Below are 17,391 nucleotides of genomic sequence, written 5' to 3' on the forward strand. Positions count from 1 at the left end.
CTTTAGCCCTGCCCACTGACATTCAGCACCACTGGCGCGCCATTGGCCAGAATAATGGCCTGGTCCCCTTCCACACTGACGGGGACACCGCCAACCCGGACTGTGCTACTGCCTGGTAGCAGCAGACCTGGCCAGATGCCAGCGCCAGCGGTTCCCTGTACGCAAGTTCCTCCAGCTACCACTCGCCTGTCTTTGTTGATGCAGACCGTGCGGTTGAATGAATTATTCACCCAAACCAGGGTACCTTCAGTCAGGGGTTTTGCTGGCGGTGTCGGTATTATCACTGGCACGGCGTTGCTACAATGGGCTGTTTCCGACGTCTCCATTACTACGAGAATCTCCTTACCCTTCGCAAGTACTTTTTTCGCTTTCAGCTTTAATGCCCCACCCAGATCAAGCACGCCCAACAGTTTCAGTTCGCTCATGCTTTCCCCTATTTTCCGGTAATTTCGTTGCCGCTGATCGCCGTACTGTGGCCGCCGGTGTTGACTGTCAGTGTGCCGTCAATCTCCACGTTTCCCTTCATCTTGATCGCACCGGCAGTGATTTCGATATGTCCTTCCTCGATCGAAAACCTGATGCACTGCTGCTTATCCTTGGTCGAGATTTCAATACTCTCCTTGCCTTCAGTATCGATCAGACTGATCTTGTTGCCACCTCTGGTTTGGATCAGCTTGACGTCATTGGTGATTGTGCCATCTCCCCCTGGCGGCTTGGCATTGAGATGCCACACGCTGCTCAGCAAGGCAAATCCGATGTCCGACCCCAGTACTGGCACCACTAGTACCTGATCGCCCTTTTCCGGCAAAAACAACACGCCGCGCCCTGCGCCCGCCATTGCCGTAGCAACCCGGCATTGCAAGATGCTTTTGAGCGCGGGCAGATAAACGTCGAGACAGCCGTTGGCGTCGAGTTTTACCGTATCGACCACGCCCAGGTACAGCGTGCCGGATAATTCATTCATATATGCAGCCTTAATGTGAAGTCCGTGCGAAATCCGTCATTGTCGATCCGGTGCACCAGAGATTGCACCTGGTACTCACCGTCGAAGCGTGCCATGCCAATCACGTTGACGATGCAGCCCACCCGCATCTCTGGATTGCCGATGGTGCTGCCTTCACCCATGATGAGCATGCCCATCAGGCGGCGCATCTCGGCGCCAGCTCGTTGCTTGGCTTCGGCCGCGTCATGCACAATGATGTTGTGTACGGCATTGTCTGCTGCCAGACTGGCCTTGGCCGCCTGCGACAGACGGCCCCAATAGTTTTTTGGTGGTGCCGTTCGTGCGCTCACCTCTTCGGCCTGTGCCGTATTCCAGCCCCGGCTTTCTACCGCGCCCACCTGACCGCTAGTACTGAGGCGAAAAGACAGACTGAAGAGATTGACGCCCCGCTCCAGGCTGATTTTTTTGCCTGGACGTTCGCGGCGAAAGTGCAAGATGTTGCCGTCGGCCCAGAAATGACAGCCATATTGATCGGCAAGCTCGGCAATCAAATCCAGATAGCTGATGCCAGCCTGCATGCGGGCGCGTCCCGGAGGTGCCGTCATCTCGTCCTGGGTCAGGCTGTCGATAGAGAGCAACAGATCGAGTATCTTGGACGCAATAAAACTGAGTACCTCGTAATCGTTCATTTCGTCCATGTACCGTATGTAGACATTGCCTACTGCGGCCGTGCTGAGCGCGTCATGCCCCTCCACCTGGACGTGCAATCCCTCTTCGCTATCCAGTTCGACGGTAATTGCGCTGACTGTGCCTGCCATGACCATCTTCAGTGGGGTCTCGGCGTTACCCAGGGAAATTTCCAACACATTGCCTTCACAGAGCGTTCCGCGATCGGGTCCCTGCAGGCTATCGATCAACATCAGCATCGGGTCTTCGATCTCCAGCGTAAAGCTGCCTTGCTGATTGGCACCCAGCGACACCGACATCCGGTTGATCACTCCCAGCACTGCTGGGTCCAGTGGCACGCCGTTCCGGCTCAGCATCACTTGTCGCAAGCCGTAAGCCACCGGGTACAGGCTTGCCGACCCTGCCCGCGCGCGGATGTCCACATCGGTCGATGACACCAGACTCCAGGGCTGTTCGTTGAAAAGAATGGTCATTTCAACCCCGTCAAGTTAAGCAATTTCCCGGCCAGTACTTTGCGCGGGTTATCGATTTGGTTGGCTATGGCAATTTCGCGCCATTTGGCCGGGTCTTGATAGTGCCTGCCCGCGATGGCGGGCAAGGACTGCCCTGGCGGTACCTTATGAATGGTGGTGACCGCCCGGTCCCTGGCATCTTGCCCCGCCACACTGATACCCTTGAACTCGACCTGTAGCTTGGCCCGCAATGGCATGCCTGCAGTGTTGAAATAGTCGAATTCGGCCCGTACACTGACGATGACGCACTTGAACACCAGCGAGCCCCATATCAGCAGCAATTGCGGCGGGGCCTTGCTGCGCGGCGCCAGTTGCATCAGACTCTCTATGGCGTTGGTTCGTTCGCGCACGTCGGTGCCGGCATCGCTTGTATCAAAGAAGAACTCAGTACTCAGGGAGTCGGCTATGCCGCTGACATACTCCATTAAAACTGAGGATTTCCCCGGGACCCGACTTTCCTTAAACTGGTTGGAACGGGACAGCGAATAGCTAGGTGGATTGAACATCACCGGTATCGTCTGGCCACCGCCATCAATATTTACGATCACTGCCTTGGTCAGCGCCATCAGATTCTCCCTTTGATTTCACGTTCCCGGCGTTGTTCACGTTTAATGATACGTATCACCCGCGCGGCTATCTGTTCCATGCCGTCGCGATCGATGTGCGGTATTGCAGATGTTTGTGTCTGTTGTACCCGGGCCTGCGTTGCCTTGGCCGCAGATGGTGACTGTTGCCAGACGTCACACGGAGGAATGTCACCGCGCGCGCGCGTGGCCTGGTCAAACAACAGGTCGCCGAGGCTGGGAGCGTTATTGGCTTCAGTAGCTGCATTAATTACACTAGCCGCACCAGCCATGTCAGTCATGTTACTGGCGGACCCGGCCAGCACCATGGCGGGCCACTCCTGCCGCACGGTGGGCAAAGACAGTCCTGCAGGTGCCAAGCGCTGGGAGTGCTGCTCCAGTGCGATTGCCGGCTGCGCCGCCAATAATGTCATGGGCAAGCGTCGACCTACTTCTCCTGAAATTAGTGCTGGTGCCGGATCTGGACGCATCTGCATGCCCAACTGCTCGGGCGACCATTTTACGCCTGGAGGCACTTGCCCGACTGCTCGCCTCTGTAGTGGCGGTGCAGCCTGCAGCACTGACATCGCTTGTGGCACTGATATAGATGTGGGTCGATGAAGCGGCCTGTCAATTTTTGCCGCCAGGCCGGATGGCGGAACTGACATCGCCAGCCCAACACCCCGATGTGCCGCAGGTAAGCCTGCCGCAGTCGGCGTGGCGGCTTGATTATCTGGCTCAGGCGTGCGCGACGTCGGCTTCCAGCGTGGGGATGGCACAGCTATTTCGCGAAAAATTGTCGCTGGCAATGCTACGGCACCACGCGCTGAACGCCGCGTCTGCTGTACTACCACAGCTTGCCAATTCAGGGTCAGCACGGTCCAGGCACCATCGGCCCGTCCCACGATCATCGACTGCAGCGTGCGCTGCCTTGCCATCACATTCCGCAGGCAAGCCATCGTCGCCAGATGCAAGCCACCCCGCCGCAGGCCGTGCGTGGGGCGTGCCCAGCCCTGCATGTAACGCATCCAGGCCATGCTGGCCAGCAGCCCAGGCGGCAAACTCAGCCCTGCGAGCTGGCTCATCGACGGCGGATTAATAGGGGTAGTCATCGTCTATGCTAAATGTGATGTATGTGATAGCTCAAGATTTATACGGGATACTTCTTCTGCCCAGCGACGGCGTTCGGCATGTTCCATGTTCATCAAGCGCTCAGGCGGCCAGTGAAAATGGTAAGCAATAAAGGCTACCTCCTCGTACAGCCGAGCGATGGGGTAGCCTACTACTCCCCCACTTTTTCTGGCTCGACCTCGAACGTGTGCTGGCAACTGGGACAAGCCACCGACACCCGCAGCGAAGCACTGCTGTTGATGCGGTTGTAAAAGTCCTGAAGGTAGGCCAGGTCCGCCGCGAACATGCCTTCGATCACTTTGGGATTGATCGCATCCAGCGCACCCAGCCGCACCACCACCCGTGCCAGCAGGATCAGCACCAGATAGGCAGGGTTGCCTTGCACCCGCGGATCTTTCTGTGGCAAGATCTCGTCGGCTGCGGTGGCCAGGCGCATGGATCCTTCGCGATGCACCGTGCCTGCCGCATCGACATAGCCCTTGGGCAGCACAAAATCAAACTCGGTGGCGAAGTCGCTCATGCTGCTGCTCTGATCAGACGTTCACAACTGATTGTCAAAGCGTCGATTGCCGCTTCCTTGCCTGTTCCGCTCAGGTCGGGCGCCTTGTATTTGCTGGGCCAGGCGCCGAAAAAATTCCAGCGTACCTTTTCCTGGCCCAGGTCGTCGAGCAGGATAATCGAACCGTTCTTGCGCTGCAGCTTGCCATCCAGGATGCCTTGATGCCAGTCATACAGTTCACGCGAATCGGTGATACCCCACTTCAGCGTCAGATCAGGAAAGCTGCTCTTTCCCGGTAATTTGCGGACAGTCGACGCATCGCCGCCTTCCCGGTATTCCACCACTTCCACATCTGAACCGAATCCGCTGCAATCAGAAAACCCCGCTTGCGTCAGACCGTCGATTTCCAGAAGAAAGCGAAAATTTTTATATGGATCTACTCTGACCATGATTTTTTTCCTGTGATCGGGGCGGACAATTAGCCGCCAGAAGATTGATGGATACGGAATATAACGAACTCAGCCGGTTTGACGATTGCCACGCCGATCTCGGTGACCAGTTGACCGAGCTCACGTTGCGAAGGCGGATTGACATCAGCGTCGCACTTCACGTAAAAGGCTTGCTTGGCCGTTTCGCCGAACAGGGCACCAGAGCGCCATTCATTGGTTAAAAAGTCCGTGAGCGTGCGGATCACGCGCTGCCACAAAGCCGGTGTGTGAGGTTCAAACACGACGAACTGGGTGCCGGCGTCGATGGACTGACGCAGATAGTTCATGTAGCGACGCGTACTGATGTAGCGGAATTCGCCGTTGGCATCGCCGCCAACGGTACGAGCCCCCCAGATCCGATAGGCGCCATTCATGAGGCGGATTACGTTGACGCCAGCTGTATTCAGATCTCCCTGAACGTTGCTCGTTATTGATTCCTCGATACCGGCAATACCAAGCAAAGCTTCGTTCGCCGGCGCCTTGAACACGCCGCGCTCGGCGTCGCTACGTGCGTAGACACCTGCAACATGGCCGCCGGGCGGCACATAGATCAAGCTGTTTTCCGGTTTCAGCGGATCAACTAACTTCATGGCTGGATCTGATACCTGAAGCCACGGATGATAAATCGCTGAATTGGGATTATGCAAACTACTGATTAGCGCTTTGGTGCCGTCTGCTTTCGTATCTTTAACAAAATCCAGGATGGCGAATCGTTTGTAGAGCTTGGCATAGTCTTTTAGCTCGGCGTTCTTGTTCAGCCCTGGCGCTACTACCGTCGAAATCTCATCTAGTGCCGCTAGTGCCTTGATTGCCGTGGCAATGTCAATCGTGTTGGCCGGTTTAACACGGACAACATAGCAACGGCTGCCGCCATTGTTGAAAAAGCCATACACCGCGTGTGCCAAATAGGACTGATAATTGCGGCTATTCACATATTCTGCTTTCCTGGCTTCATCTGTCTTTAGAGGGTCCAGCAATTCGACGGCTTCGGAACTCTTAGCCGATGCAATGAAGTCGCCGAACAATTGAACATATGCTGGCCAGGAAGTGATCAGGTAGGGGACGTTCTCCTTAGCTTCAACTTTGTGCCAGGCCCATAAACAGTCTCCCCCTGGCGTAGATGGCCGTACCGGCAGGTAGATATTGTCGGCGAGACAGCCTATGAATCCCGGCGTGCTGGTCCCCACACCTGCGATCGGCCTGGACAGCGGTGGTACTTCTTCTACATACACTCCTGGCGACACGTATGACATGGCATATTTCTCCTGAAATTAAATTACTATTGACGTCCTTAAACCCCGACCAGGGACCTGTCTAATGATTTGCTGAACCCACCTTCCACTCCCGCACATCAACTTCCTTACTGAGTATCAGTGCTTCTGTCACCTCTGCAGTACCCGGTGTCATTGCCACTGTAGCGGTCACTGTAAAGGCTGGTCGCAGTTTTCCACCCACGGCAGTCCAGAATTCAGAGATATTCTTCGTCAAGTCGGATTGCATGACCAGCAATTCAACAGGGAAAGACTGGGTTCCGAGCCAGGCCTTTGTCACATCCGAAACGTTCTTCGGTGCCAGCACCGGCGTTGCGGCGAACAGCTTTAGCACTTCACCCAAGAGTTCGTGCTGACGCAGGATCGCGCTTTGACCAGACTGCCCTGCTTCAACCCAGGCCGTCACCAGATAAGAACAAGCGATACGTAGCTCGGGAGCGCCGATCACCACAGTCTTGCCACTGACGCCTTCGCGCATCACCGGCACGCTGCTGCGCAAATCCGTGCGTTCCCGCACATCGAACAGGAACAGATTGATGCTGTTTTTTCCTGGTTTATAAGCCTCCGTCGGGCTGTCATAGGACAGATCAGCCTCTCTCAACAGGGATGGAACGTGGCGTTGTTGCAGTAGCTCGCCTAGGGCCGTAGTCAGATTGAAAAACATCACCTCCCCCTTTCTGGCAAAAGCCTTGATCTGCGCAAACAAAGCCACTTCCAGTTCGCTGAATTCGCCGTATAAGTCGCAATTAATGAAAGATTTAAGACTAACCGTATGGAGCACAACGGTAATTCTCTAGTCTTGAGATACACGCGGTACATTTTTCATGTGCTCTCCGTATGCATCTTTTTTTGAAATCTAGACTTAGTATATTTACGCAGATAATTCTTGTATGTAGCGCAAACGTGCTACAAGCACCTGTCCCAATCGGTCGTACAATGGTGTTTCACGCAAACATTCGTCGTCACGAACAGCAGATGCGGCAACTGCAACAAGCCTTGGTCGCCAAGCAGAATGAAAATACTCGACTCAATCAGGATGGCAAGCACCATTGCCAAGATTGAGGTGCAGTAGCAAATGATGACAGGGCTTAAAGCCATCATGAGTACCAGAATAATTCCGAGCAGTAGCGAATTTGTTGATTTGCACTGAAAATTGCCCCCACTGATTTGTCGGCAAAATTGGATATATCTGGAAATCTTTGCCCTTTATTTAATAAGCAAGACTTTCGCTTTATATCCGCAAAGTTTTTATTGAAATTTCAAGAAGACTACTGCATAACGTAGCGGATGTATTGATGGCGTCATTGCTGCTTTTCACGGAATTTCCACACAGCAATGCCATGTCTTACGCATTAAATAGATATGTTGACAAACAATGACAGACGGAAGGTGCGCTCAATCAAAATCTTTGTCTATGTAGACATATTTTCTGTCATCGTAAGTAAACCGGTGGTTTCCACTTCATTTTTATTGGTACTTACACAAAATTACCACAACTGCGCTGCAGTCAGGGTTTCAGGCAAAGCGTTGTCTTCCGAGGTAACTCCCTCTTGCAGGCAAGTTCTCCTAAACCGACAGCCTTGATGGGACAATTTTGTGTAAGGCCTATTTATGATAAAGAGAAGTATTGAAACGAAATAATTAGTTACTCATATTTACCCAGACAGGGTTTATCAAAATGGTAAACTCACGCTTTAGTTGTGATTTCTCAACATGAGAAAGTATTTGGCTTTTCTTGCCAAAATTTAGCCTATATTAAGTGACCTTTCTCTTATAGATTTTTTATGCAATCGTTTAGCAGCACCGACACGGTAACAACCCCAGAAATTTTGTATGGCGAGGAGAAACTTGATTTCATACGAAAGGAAATCCTTGCAGATTTGCTAGAGGCAAGCGCGGCCAGATTTCCTGACAAAATTGCGCTGATTTCTGGTGAACAGTCCCTCAGTTATGGCCAATTGAATGCTGATGCAGATCGCGTTGCATCTGTCCTGATTGCGGCAGGTGTACGCCCCGGACATATTATTGGCCTGTGGTTGCCGCGTGGCATACATTTGCTGATTATGCAGGCAGCCATTGCCAAATCTGGTGCCGCCTGGTTGCCTTTTGACGCAGATACCCCGATAGACAGGATTGCTGTTTGCCTTAATGATGCTACTGCTTTTGGCATCTTGAGTTGTCAGGCTTTTGAGTCGCAATTAGCTGAATTGCCTTGCCAGAAATGGCTGGCCGAAACAGCCTTGCTCGATGCCGGGCAAAGCATATCAAAGCGTGGCCCCGTAAAAGGCAGTGACCCTGCTTATGTCATTTATACCTCAGGTTCGACTGGCAAGCCCAAGGGTATTCTGGTAAATCAAGCCAGCATTTGTCATTTTTTACGTAGTGAAAACCATGTCTTGGGCATACGTCATGAAGATCGCGTGTATCAGGGATTTTCACTGGCATTTGATATGTCATTTGAAGAAATCTGGATCAGTTACCTTGTTGGTGCAAGCTTATGGCTGGCACCAAAAGAAATTACTGCCGACCCGGATGCCCTGCCGTTGGCTTTGAATGAAAACCGCATCAGTGTTTTACATGCTGTTCCTACCCTGCTCGCTTTGTTCAGCCACGAGGTAGATAGCCTGCGTCTGATTAACCTTGGTGGCGAGATGTGTCCCGAGGTTTTGGTCACGCGCTGGTCACGCCCCGGGCGGCAAATGTTTAATACCTATGGACCGACGGAAGCCAGTGTGTCGGCCAGCCTGGCACAATTACAAGCAGGTCAGCCTGTCAATATCGGCAAACCTTTGCCGAATTATTCCTTGCTGGTGATTGCGACCGATATTGAAAATGGCTTGCGCCTCTTGCCCGCGGGCGAAACGGGGGAGCTATGTATTTCGGGGCCAGGCGTAGCAATTGGTTATCTGGGACGCCCAGATTTGACAGCTGAAAAATTCTTGTCAAACCCATGGGCCAGAAATGCTCATGAAGCCAGGCTGTATCGCACTGGTGACCTGGCTTGCTTTAATCCAGATGGCAGTGTGCAGTGTCTGGGGCGAGCCGATGATCAGGTGAAAATCCGTGGTTTCAGGGTTGAACTTGGCGAGATTGAAACTGTGTTAGCCAAGCAAGCAGGTGTAGGCGCAGTAGCGGTGGTCTTGCGCAAGGACGATGAGATCGATCAGATCGTGGCTTTTATTGTCAATGATCAATTGCCAGCAGATGCTGAGCCTGCCGCGTTTGCTCAGCATGCGGCTGCTTTACGTACTGAACTTGGCAGGCTCTTGCCAGTATATATGGTGCCTGGCAGGTTTGAATATCTGCCTGAAATGCCCAGGCTGACTTCAGGAAAGATAGACCGCAATACGTTAAAAAAAATAGACTTGGTCAAACAGGCTGCCAACAATGAGTCGGATGCACCGGAAACCGAGACTGAGCTTGTGCTGTTTGAGGCTCTGGCCAGCCTGTTCCCAGGACAGGCAATACGACGCAGGTCGGACTTTTTTACCGATCTGGGCGGCCATTCTTTGATGGCAGCAAAATTGGTATCCATATTGCGCAAACACCCACGTTTTGCCTATTTCAGGATCAGTGACATTTATACGCATCGCTATATAGCCAAGATGCTGGAAGTACTGGAAGCCACAGCCCCAAGTCAGGATGCTGCTGCGGCAGCAAGCCAGGCCAGGTGGACCACGGCTCCTGAATGGAAACGCTGGCTTTGTGGTGCCGGCCAGGCCGCAGCCATACCCTGGCTGGTGGCCATGCGCATGGTGCAGTGGCTGGCGCCGTTTTTTGCCTATCACTTCTTTACAGGTGACCCTGAAGATTCTATTGCAAGAGCAGTATTTTTGTCCGTTGGTGTTTTCTTGTTGTTGACCGTTACAGAATTTGCGATTGCCATTGCGGGTAAGTGGTTGATAGCAGGTCGTTTGAAAGCTGGCCGCTATCCTCTTTGGGGATGGACATATTATCGTTGGTGGCTGGCTGACAGATTGGTGGAAGCTGCCCCAACTTATATGTTGAGTGGCTCGTCTTTGTATAGCTGGTGGTTGCGTGCACTGGGAGCAAAGGTAGGTTCTGATGTTGTCATAGGTTCCATGACCTTGCGTGCTCCAGATTTGTTGCGCATAGGTGATCGTTGCAGCATAGGAAATGCCAGTAATTTTGAGAACGCCAGAGTGCAACATGGTGAACTCATACTGGGAAGCATAACGCTAGAGGATGATGCTTATGCAGGCTCCTATGCGGTACTGGAAGGCAATGTTCATATAGAAGCTGGCGGCCATCTGGATGGACAATCTGCCTTAAGTGCGGGGCAGCGCATACCAAAATCCAGAATCTGGAAAGGATCACCAGCCAAAGATGTAGGTGCGTTTGATGCATCAGTTTTCCCGCCAAGGCCAGCAGCAACACGTTTGCGCCTGGTCGGCGAAACTGTATTTTTTGTGTTTGGTTCCCTGTTAATCAGCGCCCTGTTTTTTATGCCGGTTTTCCCCAGCTTTGTGACGATAGACTGGTTTGATAATTCCGAATTATTTCCTGGATTACAAAGTAACTCTATCATTTTCCAGCTGGCAAAGTATTTTCTCCTGGCCTTCCCTGCCACTGCTGTCCTGATTGTCTGCACGGCACTATTGTCCGCTGGTATACGCTGGAGTATTTTGCCGACTTTAAAGCAAGGGCAATATCCTGTGCACGGCAATACTTACTGTGGAAAGTGGTTGGTCAACCAGATACAGGAGTCCAGCCTGAATGTGTTGCACGGTGTTTATGCCACAGTTTATGCGCCCTTCTGGTATCGCCTGCTGGGTGCAAAAGTCGGACGTGGTGCCGAAATTTCTACTGCCCTGGGGGTGGTCCCGGATATGTTAACTCTGGGCGATGAAACCTTTATTGCTGATGCCGTATTGTTGGGTGACGAGCAAATAGATTGTGGCTGGATGAGCATGCACCCCACCGTTATTTCGCGCCGCAGTTTTGTTGGTAATGGGGCATATATACCGGATGGCACGATTTTGCCTGAAAACGTCCTGATAGGCGTCCATACCAGTGCGCCAGATAATGCGCAAATGCAGGAGGGTGACACTTGGCTGGGTTCACCCGCCATTCATTTGCCTGCCCGTGAAGAAACCAAGGGTTTTCCAGAAAACCTGACCTTCCGCCCATCCATTGTTAGGCGCCTGGGTCGTGGCTTGATCGAGGCTTTCCGCATCATCGCACCACATGCCATGGTGATTGCGGTTGGCTATACTATCGTTCTGGACTTGATGCCTTTGGCGGGGGACGATCGCTGGAATGAAGTTTTGTATTACCTCGTCGTTGCAGGCTTGTTGTATGGCATAGGCAGTTTTGCTTTTGTACTGTGCTTGAAATGGTTATTGATTTTCCGCTACAAGAAGAGCAGCGTGCCTATGTGGACGCCCTTTGTATGGATATCAGAGGGCATCACCAATCTGTACGAAGGCATAGCCGTGCCCAATTTCATGCGTTATTTGCGCGGCACCCCTTGGCTACCGTTGGTATTCAATCTGTTGGGCTGCAAAATTGGACGCGGCGTTTATATGGATACCACTGATATCACCGAGTTTGATTGCGTTAGCATAGGTGACTATAGCGAAATCAATGCCCTTGCCTGCCCACAGACACATCTGTTTGAAGACCGTGTCATGAAAATTGACCATGTCATTATTGGTGAACGCGTGTATATGGGGCCACGTAGTTCGGTTTTGTATAGTGCAGTGGTGGCAGATGGCGCCAGCCTCGGTGCAATGACACTGGTCATGAAAGGTGAATACATTCCAGCCAATTCCAGCTGGCATGGTTGTCCTGCCGCCATGACAGGTGTTTGATTGATTTATATCTAGCTGGCTTGCCTTTCATCGGATGGCAAGTCAGCTAGAGCTCATATGTATATATTGAGGCTGGAGGATAGACTCGCGCGTTCAGCAGCAAGCAAAATGGTCTGCCATGCTTGTATCAATTTATTTCATGTTACCGATTTAATTCACATGTGGGATAGCGCACAGATGTCTACAGAGTTGCCTGTCACGATGTGGTACGTTAAGCAGATCCTTCGAACTTGCGCGAAAAATAAACCAGAACATAAACCATAAGCGCTGACATGACACAATACCCTGAAAAATTTGCGCAAAACCCATCTCCCTCAAAAGAGAAGAAAACGATCCGCATAGAATTGGCCCGATCCACAATCATTGCCATTGTTGCTGTCGTCTTGGGATTTGCACTGATCTCTCAGTTGGTTCCAGTCATCTTTGTATTGATCACTGCGCTTATGCTGGTCGGCACGCTCAATCCTGCGGTAGCCTGGCTGGAACGCCATAGAATTCGCCGTTTTACCAGTATAGCCATCATATTTGCTGTATTGATGGTGGTTTTGGTAGCTCTGGCGGTTTTTACAGTACCGCCATTTATTGCTCAAGTTGTCAGCCTTGTCCAGCAAGAGCCTGAATTACGAGGTCGCCTGATTAAGTTTTTAGCTGCCTATCCCCTCACCGAATCCCTGGCAGACGGTTTGCGACATATACAGTATGCGGCGTTATTCAAATCCTATAGTAGCGAAGCGATGGCTTTTTCGAGAGGCTTCTTCGAAATTATTGCATACGGCGCAGGTTCATTTTTTCTTGCTTTGTACATCATGATAGATCGTGACCGCTTGCGCGGTGCATTGTTTGCCGTGATCCCCCGTGCCCATCACATCAAATTGGCGCGCATCATGCTCAATCTTGAGACCATCGTTGGTGGTTACGTACGCGGCCAGGTTCTGACTTGCACCATGATGACAGTCTTTCTGTTCATTTTACTTTCTGCCTGTGGCGTACCTAATGCGATAGCAATTGCGGCTTTTGGCGGGATTATGGATGTGCTGCCTTTTGTTGGCATTTTCCTGACCATGTTACCTGCAGTGCTTGCAGCCTTGGCTATCGGTGGCGTCGCCGCGACTGTGGTCTTTGTATTATTGCTTTGCTATGAAGAGTTTGAAAGCAGGATATTAATTCCCATTGTATATGGGCGTGCATTACGTTTGCCATCATCGATAGTCCTATTCGCCTTGATCGCTGGTGGCACACTGTATGGTATTGGTGGTGCGCTGCTCGCATTGCCCGTTGCAGCGACCCTGCTCATGCTTATCGATGAACTGAAAGTTGAATTGCCGGGCGAAAGCCCACAACCCAAGGATTTGGCTGTGCAAAAAGATGATATCGTCGGCGAGGCCGAATATCTGCGACGCACGAATGGCATGCCCGCAGAGGAGGCAGCAGGAATCGCCCTTGAAATTTCTGGAGATAGAAAACTCAATGAAGAGGATAAAACCTCAGACAATTCTATTCCGCTTGAAAATGTGGTGTGAAGCGTGTTTGGAAATAGTTGAGTTGGCACCGCATAACAAGTTTGTTAATGCACGCTGTTGATACCGCGTTATTTTTTAATCTTGATTACTATCTGCGACGACTTAGTACTTGCCCCATTAATGCGGTGCCAGCTGTTTCCTGGCCACCTGGCCCAGGCTCATACTGTAAATCGTCGAGTTTTAATTCTTCTTTGCATACTACACAAGCAGGAATAACACTGGTGATGTGGCCACATTGCTGATGACGAATGAGCAAAGGCTGCTGCCCTTCTGCCGTGCGCCATTTATCTCCCCAGGCAGTCAGTGCCAGTAATACGGGATACAAATCCCGCCCCTGTTGGGTAAGGCTGTAGCGCCAGACCCGTTTGTCCTGAGTGTCTGACTTACGCTCAACAATGCCCTGCTCCATCATTTTTTTCAGGCGGGCGGTCAGGATATTGGATGCCACGCCAAGATTACGCTGAATATCATCAAAACGTTCAAAACCCAAAAACAGATCGCGCAAAATTAGCAAGGTCCACCACTCACCGATGACCTCCAGCGTCCGGGCAATTGAACAGGAAAAGTCAGAAAAAGAACTGCGCTCCATAATTTAGCTTGCTTGATGCAAGTTATCAATTTATATTACTTGCATTATGCCAGTGAAAGATGACTATGTATGCTTATATCGTTGAGAATAAATTACGCAAGATCTTTGCCGCCATCAACGCAGGCGATGTCAGCTTGATGCTAAATGGCCTGGCCACTGATTTTACATATCGATTTAAAGGGGATTCGCCAATTTCTGGCCTGCGCAATTCTCGCGCGTCCATGGCTTTGTGGTGGGAACGCCTATACCGCTTGTTTCCAGGCTTTCATTTTGAGGTAAAGGAAGTTGCTGTACTGGGGCCGCCGTGGGGTACCCGCATTCATGCCGTACTCGACTTTATTGTGCCGCATCAGCCGAATGGGCCCTACAAGAATGTAGTGATGCAATTCATGCGTATGCGCTGGGGGAAAGTCACTTACATCCAGACCCTGGAAGATATACAGCGTTGTAGCCGCTATCTGGCCTGGAGTGCAACACAAGGATGCGATGAAGCATTGGCGGCCCCTATAACTGATCAGACCTGGCCTGGCACAGGACCTTTCTTGCGTGCATAGGCACAGATATTCAGATGTATATTTGCCAAAAATCTATTTCTGACAGACGCAACTTGCTGCAAACAAACCCGTCCAATATCTTGGATCTGTTTACAGCAAAAATTTGTTCATTCTGTGGGGATAAACTAATAACCTGCTTACCAGTTGGCCTTGGATAAAATGATCAGCCATTTGCGAAACAGCAGCACTTCCAGATGCCCGGCTTGTATACCGGTACTGCAATCCAGTACCGGATTGACATAATAAGAGCGCTGTCTAAAGTCGCGGCAAACAAATATTTCGCGACGACCCAGGCGCATCAAAAATGATGTCGGGGCGAATTGCAGGCTGAAGCGCGTATCAAAGGACTGTTCGAGGTTTGCCATAATTTCAATCTCCATATCGGTTGGTATGTGATAGAGGAACGGTCATCAAAACAGCCATGCGTTCATCCATGGAACGAACTTTAACACAAACTACTGTATATACTATCAGTATTATGTAACACTGTGGTTTTCTCATCTCCTGCAATCTCTTGCTCCAGTCACATAGTACGGGCACATAAAATAAACTTTGAAGTCTTTCGCCATATTACATATACTGTATATTTAATCAGTATATGCAATATGACCCAGGTTTCCTCACTTCCTCCTGAACGTATACACCCCGCACTGTGGCGTGCATCGCAGCTGGCGCGTGGTCATGGCGGCTATTTGCCCAGTGGCTATGCAGAACTCAATAATGAACTGCCTGGCAATGGCTGGCCACAAGGGCAATTAACCGAGATTTTGCTGCCACAGATTGGCACTGCCGAACTCAGCTTGCTTAAACCCGCATTGAGCCAGCTTGATGGACGTCCCATTGTTTTATTGACGCCCCCTTATGTACCGCAAGCATTGGCTTTTGCATGTACAGGTTTGCAATCATCGCAGTTGATCTGGATACGCTGCCAAAAGCATGTGGATGCCTTGTGGGCGGCTGAACAGGTGTTGCGCAATAGCAGTTGTGGTGCGCTGTTGTTCTGGACATCCAGCATCCGCAGTGAAGCTTTGCGTCGTTTGCATCTGGCCGCGCAAAGCTCTGAGACCTTATTTTTTTTGATACGTGACATGCGGGCGGCACAGCAAGCCTCTCCTGCTCCCTTGCGATTGAGTGTGCAAACCAGTCAATATGGCCTGGAGCTGGGCATACTCAAGCGCCGTGGCAGCCAGCACGATGCGCCGCTGGCATTGCATTTGCCAGATCATCCTTATTTGTATGCCTATGCTCATCCTGGCAAAGAAAACCTTGCGACAAACTATGGCAACTTGCCCACCACTGTGGATAGCCGTTCATCTGCCTTTACTCCAGCTTGAGGTGTTTGTCACCCCCTTGTTTGCTCAGCAAGAGACGCAAGTCAGTGTGATACTCCATCAAGGCCGGGTGACGTCCATGTCTGAATCTGCCGATCAGGCTGGCATACGTTTGAATATGCGCGCAGGTGGCGTGCAGATGCTGTCTGCCGATGCTGATTATTATCAGCGTGATCACAATAAAGAACAGCTGGCACTGCAGGCAGTGGCAACTGCGCTGCTGCAATACTCACCACAAGTCTGTTTGGCAGAAGACGATTGCATACTGGTTGATATCAGTGCCAGCCTGAGTTTGTTTGGTGGCATACGCGCTTTGCGTAAACGCGTGCAGGAAAGCATGCGCATTCTGGGCTACACGGCAACCACAGGCATTGCTCCCGTTGCCAGGGCTGCATGGCTATTAGCCAAGCAGGCATCGCGCAAACTACCCAGAGGGCAGCATGTTTTTAAAATAAAAAGATTGAACCAGCACCTGGACAAACTACCAGTCAAATTGCTCACTGCCGCTCAGCCTTTGGCTGAATTATTGCAGGGCATAGCCTGTTATAGCCTGAAAGACTTGCGGCAACTACCCCGCCCGGGTCTGCAGAGGCGTTTCGGCAAAGCTTTACTCATAGAGCTGGATCAAGCCTATGGTGAGCTGGCCGAAGTACACGAATGGTATCTGGCAGCACCAGAATTCAAAGTCAAAATGGAATTGCCAGACCGTATAGAGCTTGCAGATTCACTTCTTATTTTTGCCCGCAGCCTGCTTGCCCAGTTACTGGGATGGCTGGCAGCGCAGCAACTGGCGGTTACGCATATACACATGGAGTTATTGCATGAACGTGGTCGCCAGGCCATCCCACCGACCATGTTTGATCTACAACTGGCACAAGCATGCTGGCAAGAATCGCACCTGCTGAGTTTGTTCAAAGAAAAACTCAGCCAGCTCAAGCTGCATAGTGCTGTCATCGGTATGCTGCTGGAAGTAAAGCAGACTATCTTGCGCGAAGCACAAAGCTATACCTTGTTCCCTGAACCTGGCGGGCAGGCAAATGAACATAAGCGTTTGCTTGAGCTATTAGTCGCCCGCCTGGGCGAAGATAATGTCTTGCAGCCAGCACCACAGGCAGACCATAGGGCTGATATTGCCAATCACTGGATTTCTGTCATCAAGAAAGCTCCGCCGCCCTGCCCAGCATCCGCTTTGGCAGGCTATGCCTTGCGCCCCAACTGGTTGCTACCGCAGCCGCTGGCGCTGAATATCCACGAACATCGTCCTTATTACGGCTCAGAACTCAAACTTGTTTCTCCGGCTGAGCGCATAGAAGCAGGCTGGTGGAATGAGCAAATACAAACCCGGGATTACTACATTGCTGTCGATAAGCGCCATGTGCGTTACTGGATTTATCGTGAACGTGCCAATGACCCCGACAGTGAAGAAGCTGTCTGGTTCTTGCACGGCATTTTTGGATAGTATTTTGAAT

At 51.3% G+C, this 17,391-nt stretch carries 17 protein-coding genes; 5 read left to right on the top strand and 12 right to left on the bottom strand.

Annotated elements, in window-relative coordinates:
* Nucleotides 1-2 precede the first annotated feature (2 nt).
* The 10 genes from ACO0LC_RS14580 to ACO0LC_RS14625 all read right to left on the bottom strand — a co-directional run bounded on the left by ACO0LC_RS14580 (nt 3) and on the right by ACO0LC_RS14625 (nt 6,875).
* Nucleotides 3-425 (bottom strand): hypothetical protein, encoded by a 423-nt coding sequence (locus ACO0LC_RS14580; RefSeq protein ID WP_423004264.1) that lies wholly within the window; start codon nt 423-425, stop codon nt 3-5.
* An 8-nt stretch (nt 426-433) separates the two neighbouring features.
* Nucleotides 434-964, bottom strand: a complete 531-nt coding sequence (locus ACO0LC_RS14585) for a phage baseplate assembly protein V (RefSeq protein ID WP_423004266.1) — start codon at nt 962-964, stop codon at nt 434-436.
* A complete protein-coding gene (locus ACO0LC_RS14590) occupies nt 961-2,103 on the bottom strand; it encodes a phage late control D family protein (protein WP_423004268.1) in 1,143 nt (380 codons plus the stop codon). The genes ACO0LC_RS14585 and ACO0LC_RS14590 overlap by 4 nt, the downstream gene beginning before the upstream one ends.
* Nucleotides 2,100-2,708: a hypothetical protein gene (locus tag ACO0LC_RS14595; protein WP_423004270.1), complete on the bottom strand. Its 609-nt coding sequence runs from the start codon at nt 2,706-2,708 to the stop codon at nt 2,100-2,102. Before ACO0LC_RS14595 ends, ACO0LC_RS14590 begins: the two co-directional genes overlap by 4 nt.
* Nucleotides 2,708-3,817, bottom strand: a complete 1,110-nt coding sequence (locus ACO0LC_RS14600; RefSeq protein WP_423004272.1) for a hypothetical protein — start codon at nt 3,815-3,817, stop codon at nt 2,708-2,710. Before ACO0LC_RS14600 ends, ACO0LC_RS14595 begins: the two co-directional genes overlap by 1 nt.
* Before the next feature lie 3 nt (nt 3,818-3,820).
* Entirely contained in the window at nt 3,821-4,042 is a 222-nt protein-coding gene (locus ACO0LC_RS14605) for a DUF6760 family protein (RefSeq protein WP_423004274.1), read from the bottom strand.
* Nucleotides 3,988-4,356, bottom strand: a complete 369-nt coding sequence (locus ACO0LC_RS14610) for a phage tail assembly protein (protein WP_423004276.1) — start codon at nt 4,354-4,356, stop codon at nt 3,988-3,990. The genes ACO0LC_RS14605 and ACO0LC_RS14610 overlap by 55 nt, the downstream gene beginning before the upstream one ends.
* Nucleotides 4,353-4,784, bottom strand: coding sequence for a phage tail protein (locus tag ACO0LC_RS14615; protein WP_423004278.1), 432 nt, complete (start codon nt 4,782-4,784; stop codon nt 4,353-4,355). The genes ACO0LC_RS14610 and ACO0LC_RS14615 overlap by 4 nt, the downstream gene beginning before the upstream one ends.
* A gap of 29 nt (nt 4,785-4,813) precedes the next feature.
* Complete coding sequence (locus ACO0LC_RS14620) at nt 4,814-6,076, bottom strand: phage tail sheath family protein (protein ID WP_423004280.1); 1,263 nt, start codon at nt 6,074-6,076, stop codon at nt 4,814-4,816.
* A 61-nt stretch (nt 6,077-6,137) separates the two neighbouring features.
* Nucleotides 6,138-6,875, bottom strand: coding sequence for a DUF4255 domain-containing protein (locus tag ACO0LC_RS14625; RefSeq protein WP_423004282.1), 738 nt, complete (start codon nt 6,873-6,875; stop codon nt 6,138-6,140).
* 1,003 nt (nt 6,876-7,878) lie between these two features.
* Here ACO0LC_RS14625 and ACO0LC_RS14630 point away from each other — a divergent pair.
* Nucleotides 7,879-11,928 carry a Pls/PosA family non-ribosomal peptide synthetase gene (locus ACO0LC_RS14630; protein ID WP_423004284.1) on the top strand — a complete coding sequence of 1,350 codons (4,050 nt, stop codon included), beginning with the start codon at nt 7,879-7,881 and terminating at the stop codon, nt 11,926-11,928.
* A 272-nt stretch (nt 11,929-12,200) separates the two neighbouring features.
* Entirely contained in the window at nt 12,201-13,448 is a 1,248-nt protein-coding gene (locus ACO0LC_RS14635) for an AI-2E family transporter (protein WP_423004286.1), read from the top strand.
* An 88-nt stretch (nt 13,449-13,536) separates the two neighbouring features.
* Here the strand turns inward: ACO0LC_RS14635 and ACO0LC_RS14640 are convergent, their stop codons facing one another.
* Complete coding sequence (locus ACO0LC_RS14640) at nt 13,537-14,037, bottom strand: winged helix-turn-helix transcriptional regulator (protein ID WP_423004288.1); 501 nt, start codon at nt 14,035-14,037, stop codon at nt 13,537-13,539.
* Between the two features lie 59 nt (nt 14,038-14,096).
* On the opposite strand from ACO0LC_RS14640, the gene ACO0LC_RS14645 reads away from it, so the two are divergent.
* Entirely contained in the window at nt 14,097-14,591 is a 495-nt protein-coding gene (locus ACO0LC_RS14645) for a nuclear transport factor 2 family protein (RefSeq protein WP_423004290.1), read from the top strand.
* A 137-nt stretch (nt 14,592-14,728) separates the two neighbouring features.
* On the opposite strand, the gene ACO0LC_RS14650 is transcribed toward ACO0LC_RS14645, so the two are convergent.
* Nucleotides 14,729-14,956: a hypothetical protein gene (locus ACO0LC_RS14650; RefSeq protein ID WP_423004292.1), complete on the bottom strand. Its 228-nt coding sequence runs from the start codon at nt 14,954-14,956 to the stop codon at nt 14,729-14,731.
* Nucleotides 14,957-15,196: 240 nt separating this feature from the next.
* Here ACO0LC_RS14650 and imuA point away from each other — a divergent pair, with 240 nt between their 5' ends.
* Together imuA and ACO0LC_RS14660 are read left to right on the top strand one after the other, a co-directional pair.
* A complete protein-coding gene (imuA, locus tag ACO0LC_RS14655) occupies nt 15,197-15,925 on the top strand; it encodes a translesion DNA synthesis-associated protein ImuA (RefSeq protein ID WP_423004294.1) in 729 nt (242 codons plus the stop codon).
* Entirely contained in the window at nt 15,828-17,381 is a 1,554-nt protein-coding gene (locus ACO0LC_RS14660) for a Y-family DNA polymerase (RefSeq protein ID WP_423004296.1), read from the top strand. The genes imuA and ACO0LC_RS14660 overlap by 98 nt, the downstream gene beginning before the upstream one ends.
* Nucleotides 17,382-17,391 lie beyond the last annotated feature (10 nt).

Origin of the sequence: Undibacterium sp. JH2W, from assembly GCF_049340425.1 — a bacterium.
Classification (GTDB): Bacteria; Pseudomonadota; Gammaproteobacteria; order Burkholderiales; family Burkholderiaceae_D; genus Undibacterium.

Excerpts from the sequence above, each read along its gene's own strand:
- ACO0LC_RS14610 (WP_423004276.1), bottom strand. The coding sequence starts at position 4,356 with ATGAGCGACTTCGCCACCGAGTTTGATTTTGTGCTGCCCAAGGGCTAT.
- ACO0LC_RS14650 (WP_423004292.1), bottom strand. The coding sequence starts at position 14,956 with ATGGCAAACCTCGAACAGTCCTTTGATACGCGCTTCAGCCTGCAATTC.
- ACO0LC_RS14630 (WP_423004284.1), top strand. The coding sequence starts at position 7,879 with ATGCAATCGTTTAGCAGCACCGACACGGTAACAACCCCAGAAATTTTG.
- ACO0LC_RS14585 (WP_423004266.1), bottom strand. The coding sequence starts at position 964 with ATGAATGAATTATCCGGCACGCTGTACCTGGGCGTGGTCGATACGGTA.
- ACO0LC_RS14580 (WP_423004264.1), bottom strand. The coding sequence starts at position 425 with ATGAGCGAACTGAAACTGTTGGGCGTGCTTGATCTGGGTGGGGCATTA.
- ACO0LC_RS14615 (WP_423004278.1), bottom strand. The coding sequence starts at position 4,784 with ATGGTCAGAGTAGATCCATATAAAAATTTTCGCTTTCTTCTGGAAATC.
- ACO0LC_RS14600 (WP_423004272.1), bottom strand. The coding sequence starts at position 3,817 with ATGACTACCCCTATTAATCCGCCGTCGATGAGCCAGCTCGCAGGGCTG.
- imuA (WP_423004294.1), top strand. The coding sequence starts at position 15,197 with ATGACCCAGGTTTCCTCACTTCCTCCTGAACGTATACACCCCGCACTG.
- ACO0LC_RS14640 (WP_423004288.1), bottom strand. The coding sequence starts at position 14,037 with ATGGAGCGCAGTTCTTTTTCTGACTTTTCCTGTTCAATTGCCCGGACG.
- ACO0LC_RS14635 (WP_423004286.1), top strand. The coding sequence starts at position 12,201 with ATGACACAATACCCTGAAAAATTTGCGCAAAACCCATCTCCCTCAAAA.
- ACO0LC_RS14660 (WP_423004296.1), top strand. The coding sequence starts at position 15,828 with ATGCCTATGCTCATCCTGGCAAAGAAAACCTTGCGACAAACTATGGCA.
- ACO0LC_RS14645 (WP_423004290.1), top strand. The coding sequence starts at position 14,097 with ATGACTATGTATGCTTATATCGTTGAGAATAAATTACGCAAGATCTTT.
- ACO0LC_RS14590 (WP_423004268.1), bottom strand. The coding sequence starts at position 2,103 with ATGACCATTCTTTTCAACGAACAGCCCTGGAGTCTGGTGTCATCGACC.
- ACO0LC_RS14620 (WP_423004280.1), bottom strand. The coding sequence starts at position 6,076 with ATGTCATACGTGTCGCCAGGAGTGTATGTAGAAGAAGTACCACCGCTG.
- ACO0LC_RS14595 (WP_423004270.1), bottom strand. The coding sequence starts at position 2,708 with ATGGCGCTGACCAAGGCAGTGATCGTAAATATTGATGGCGGTGGCCAG.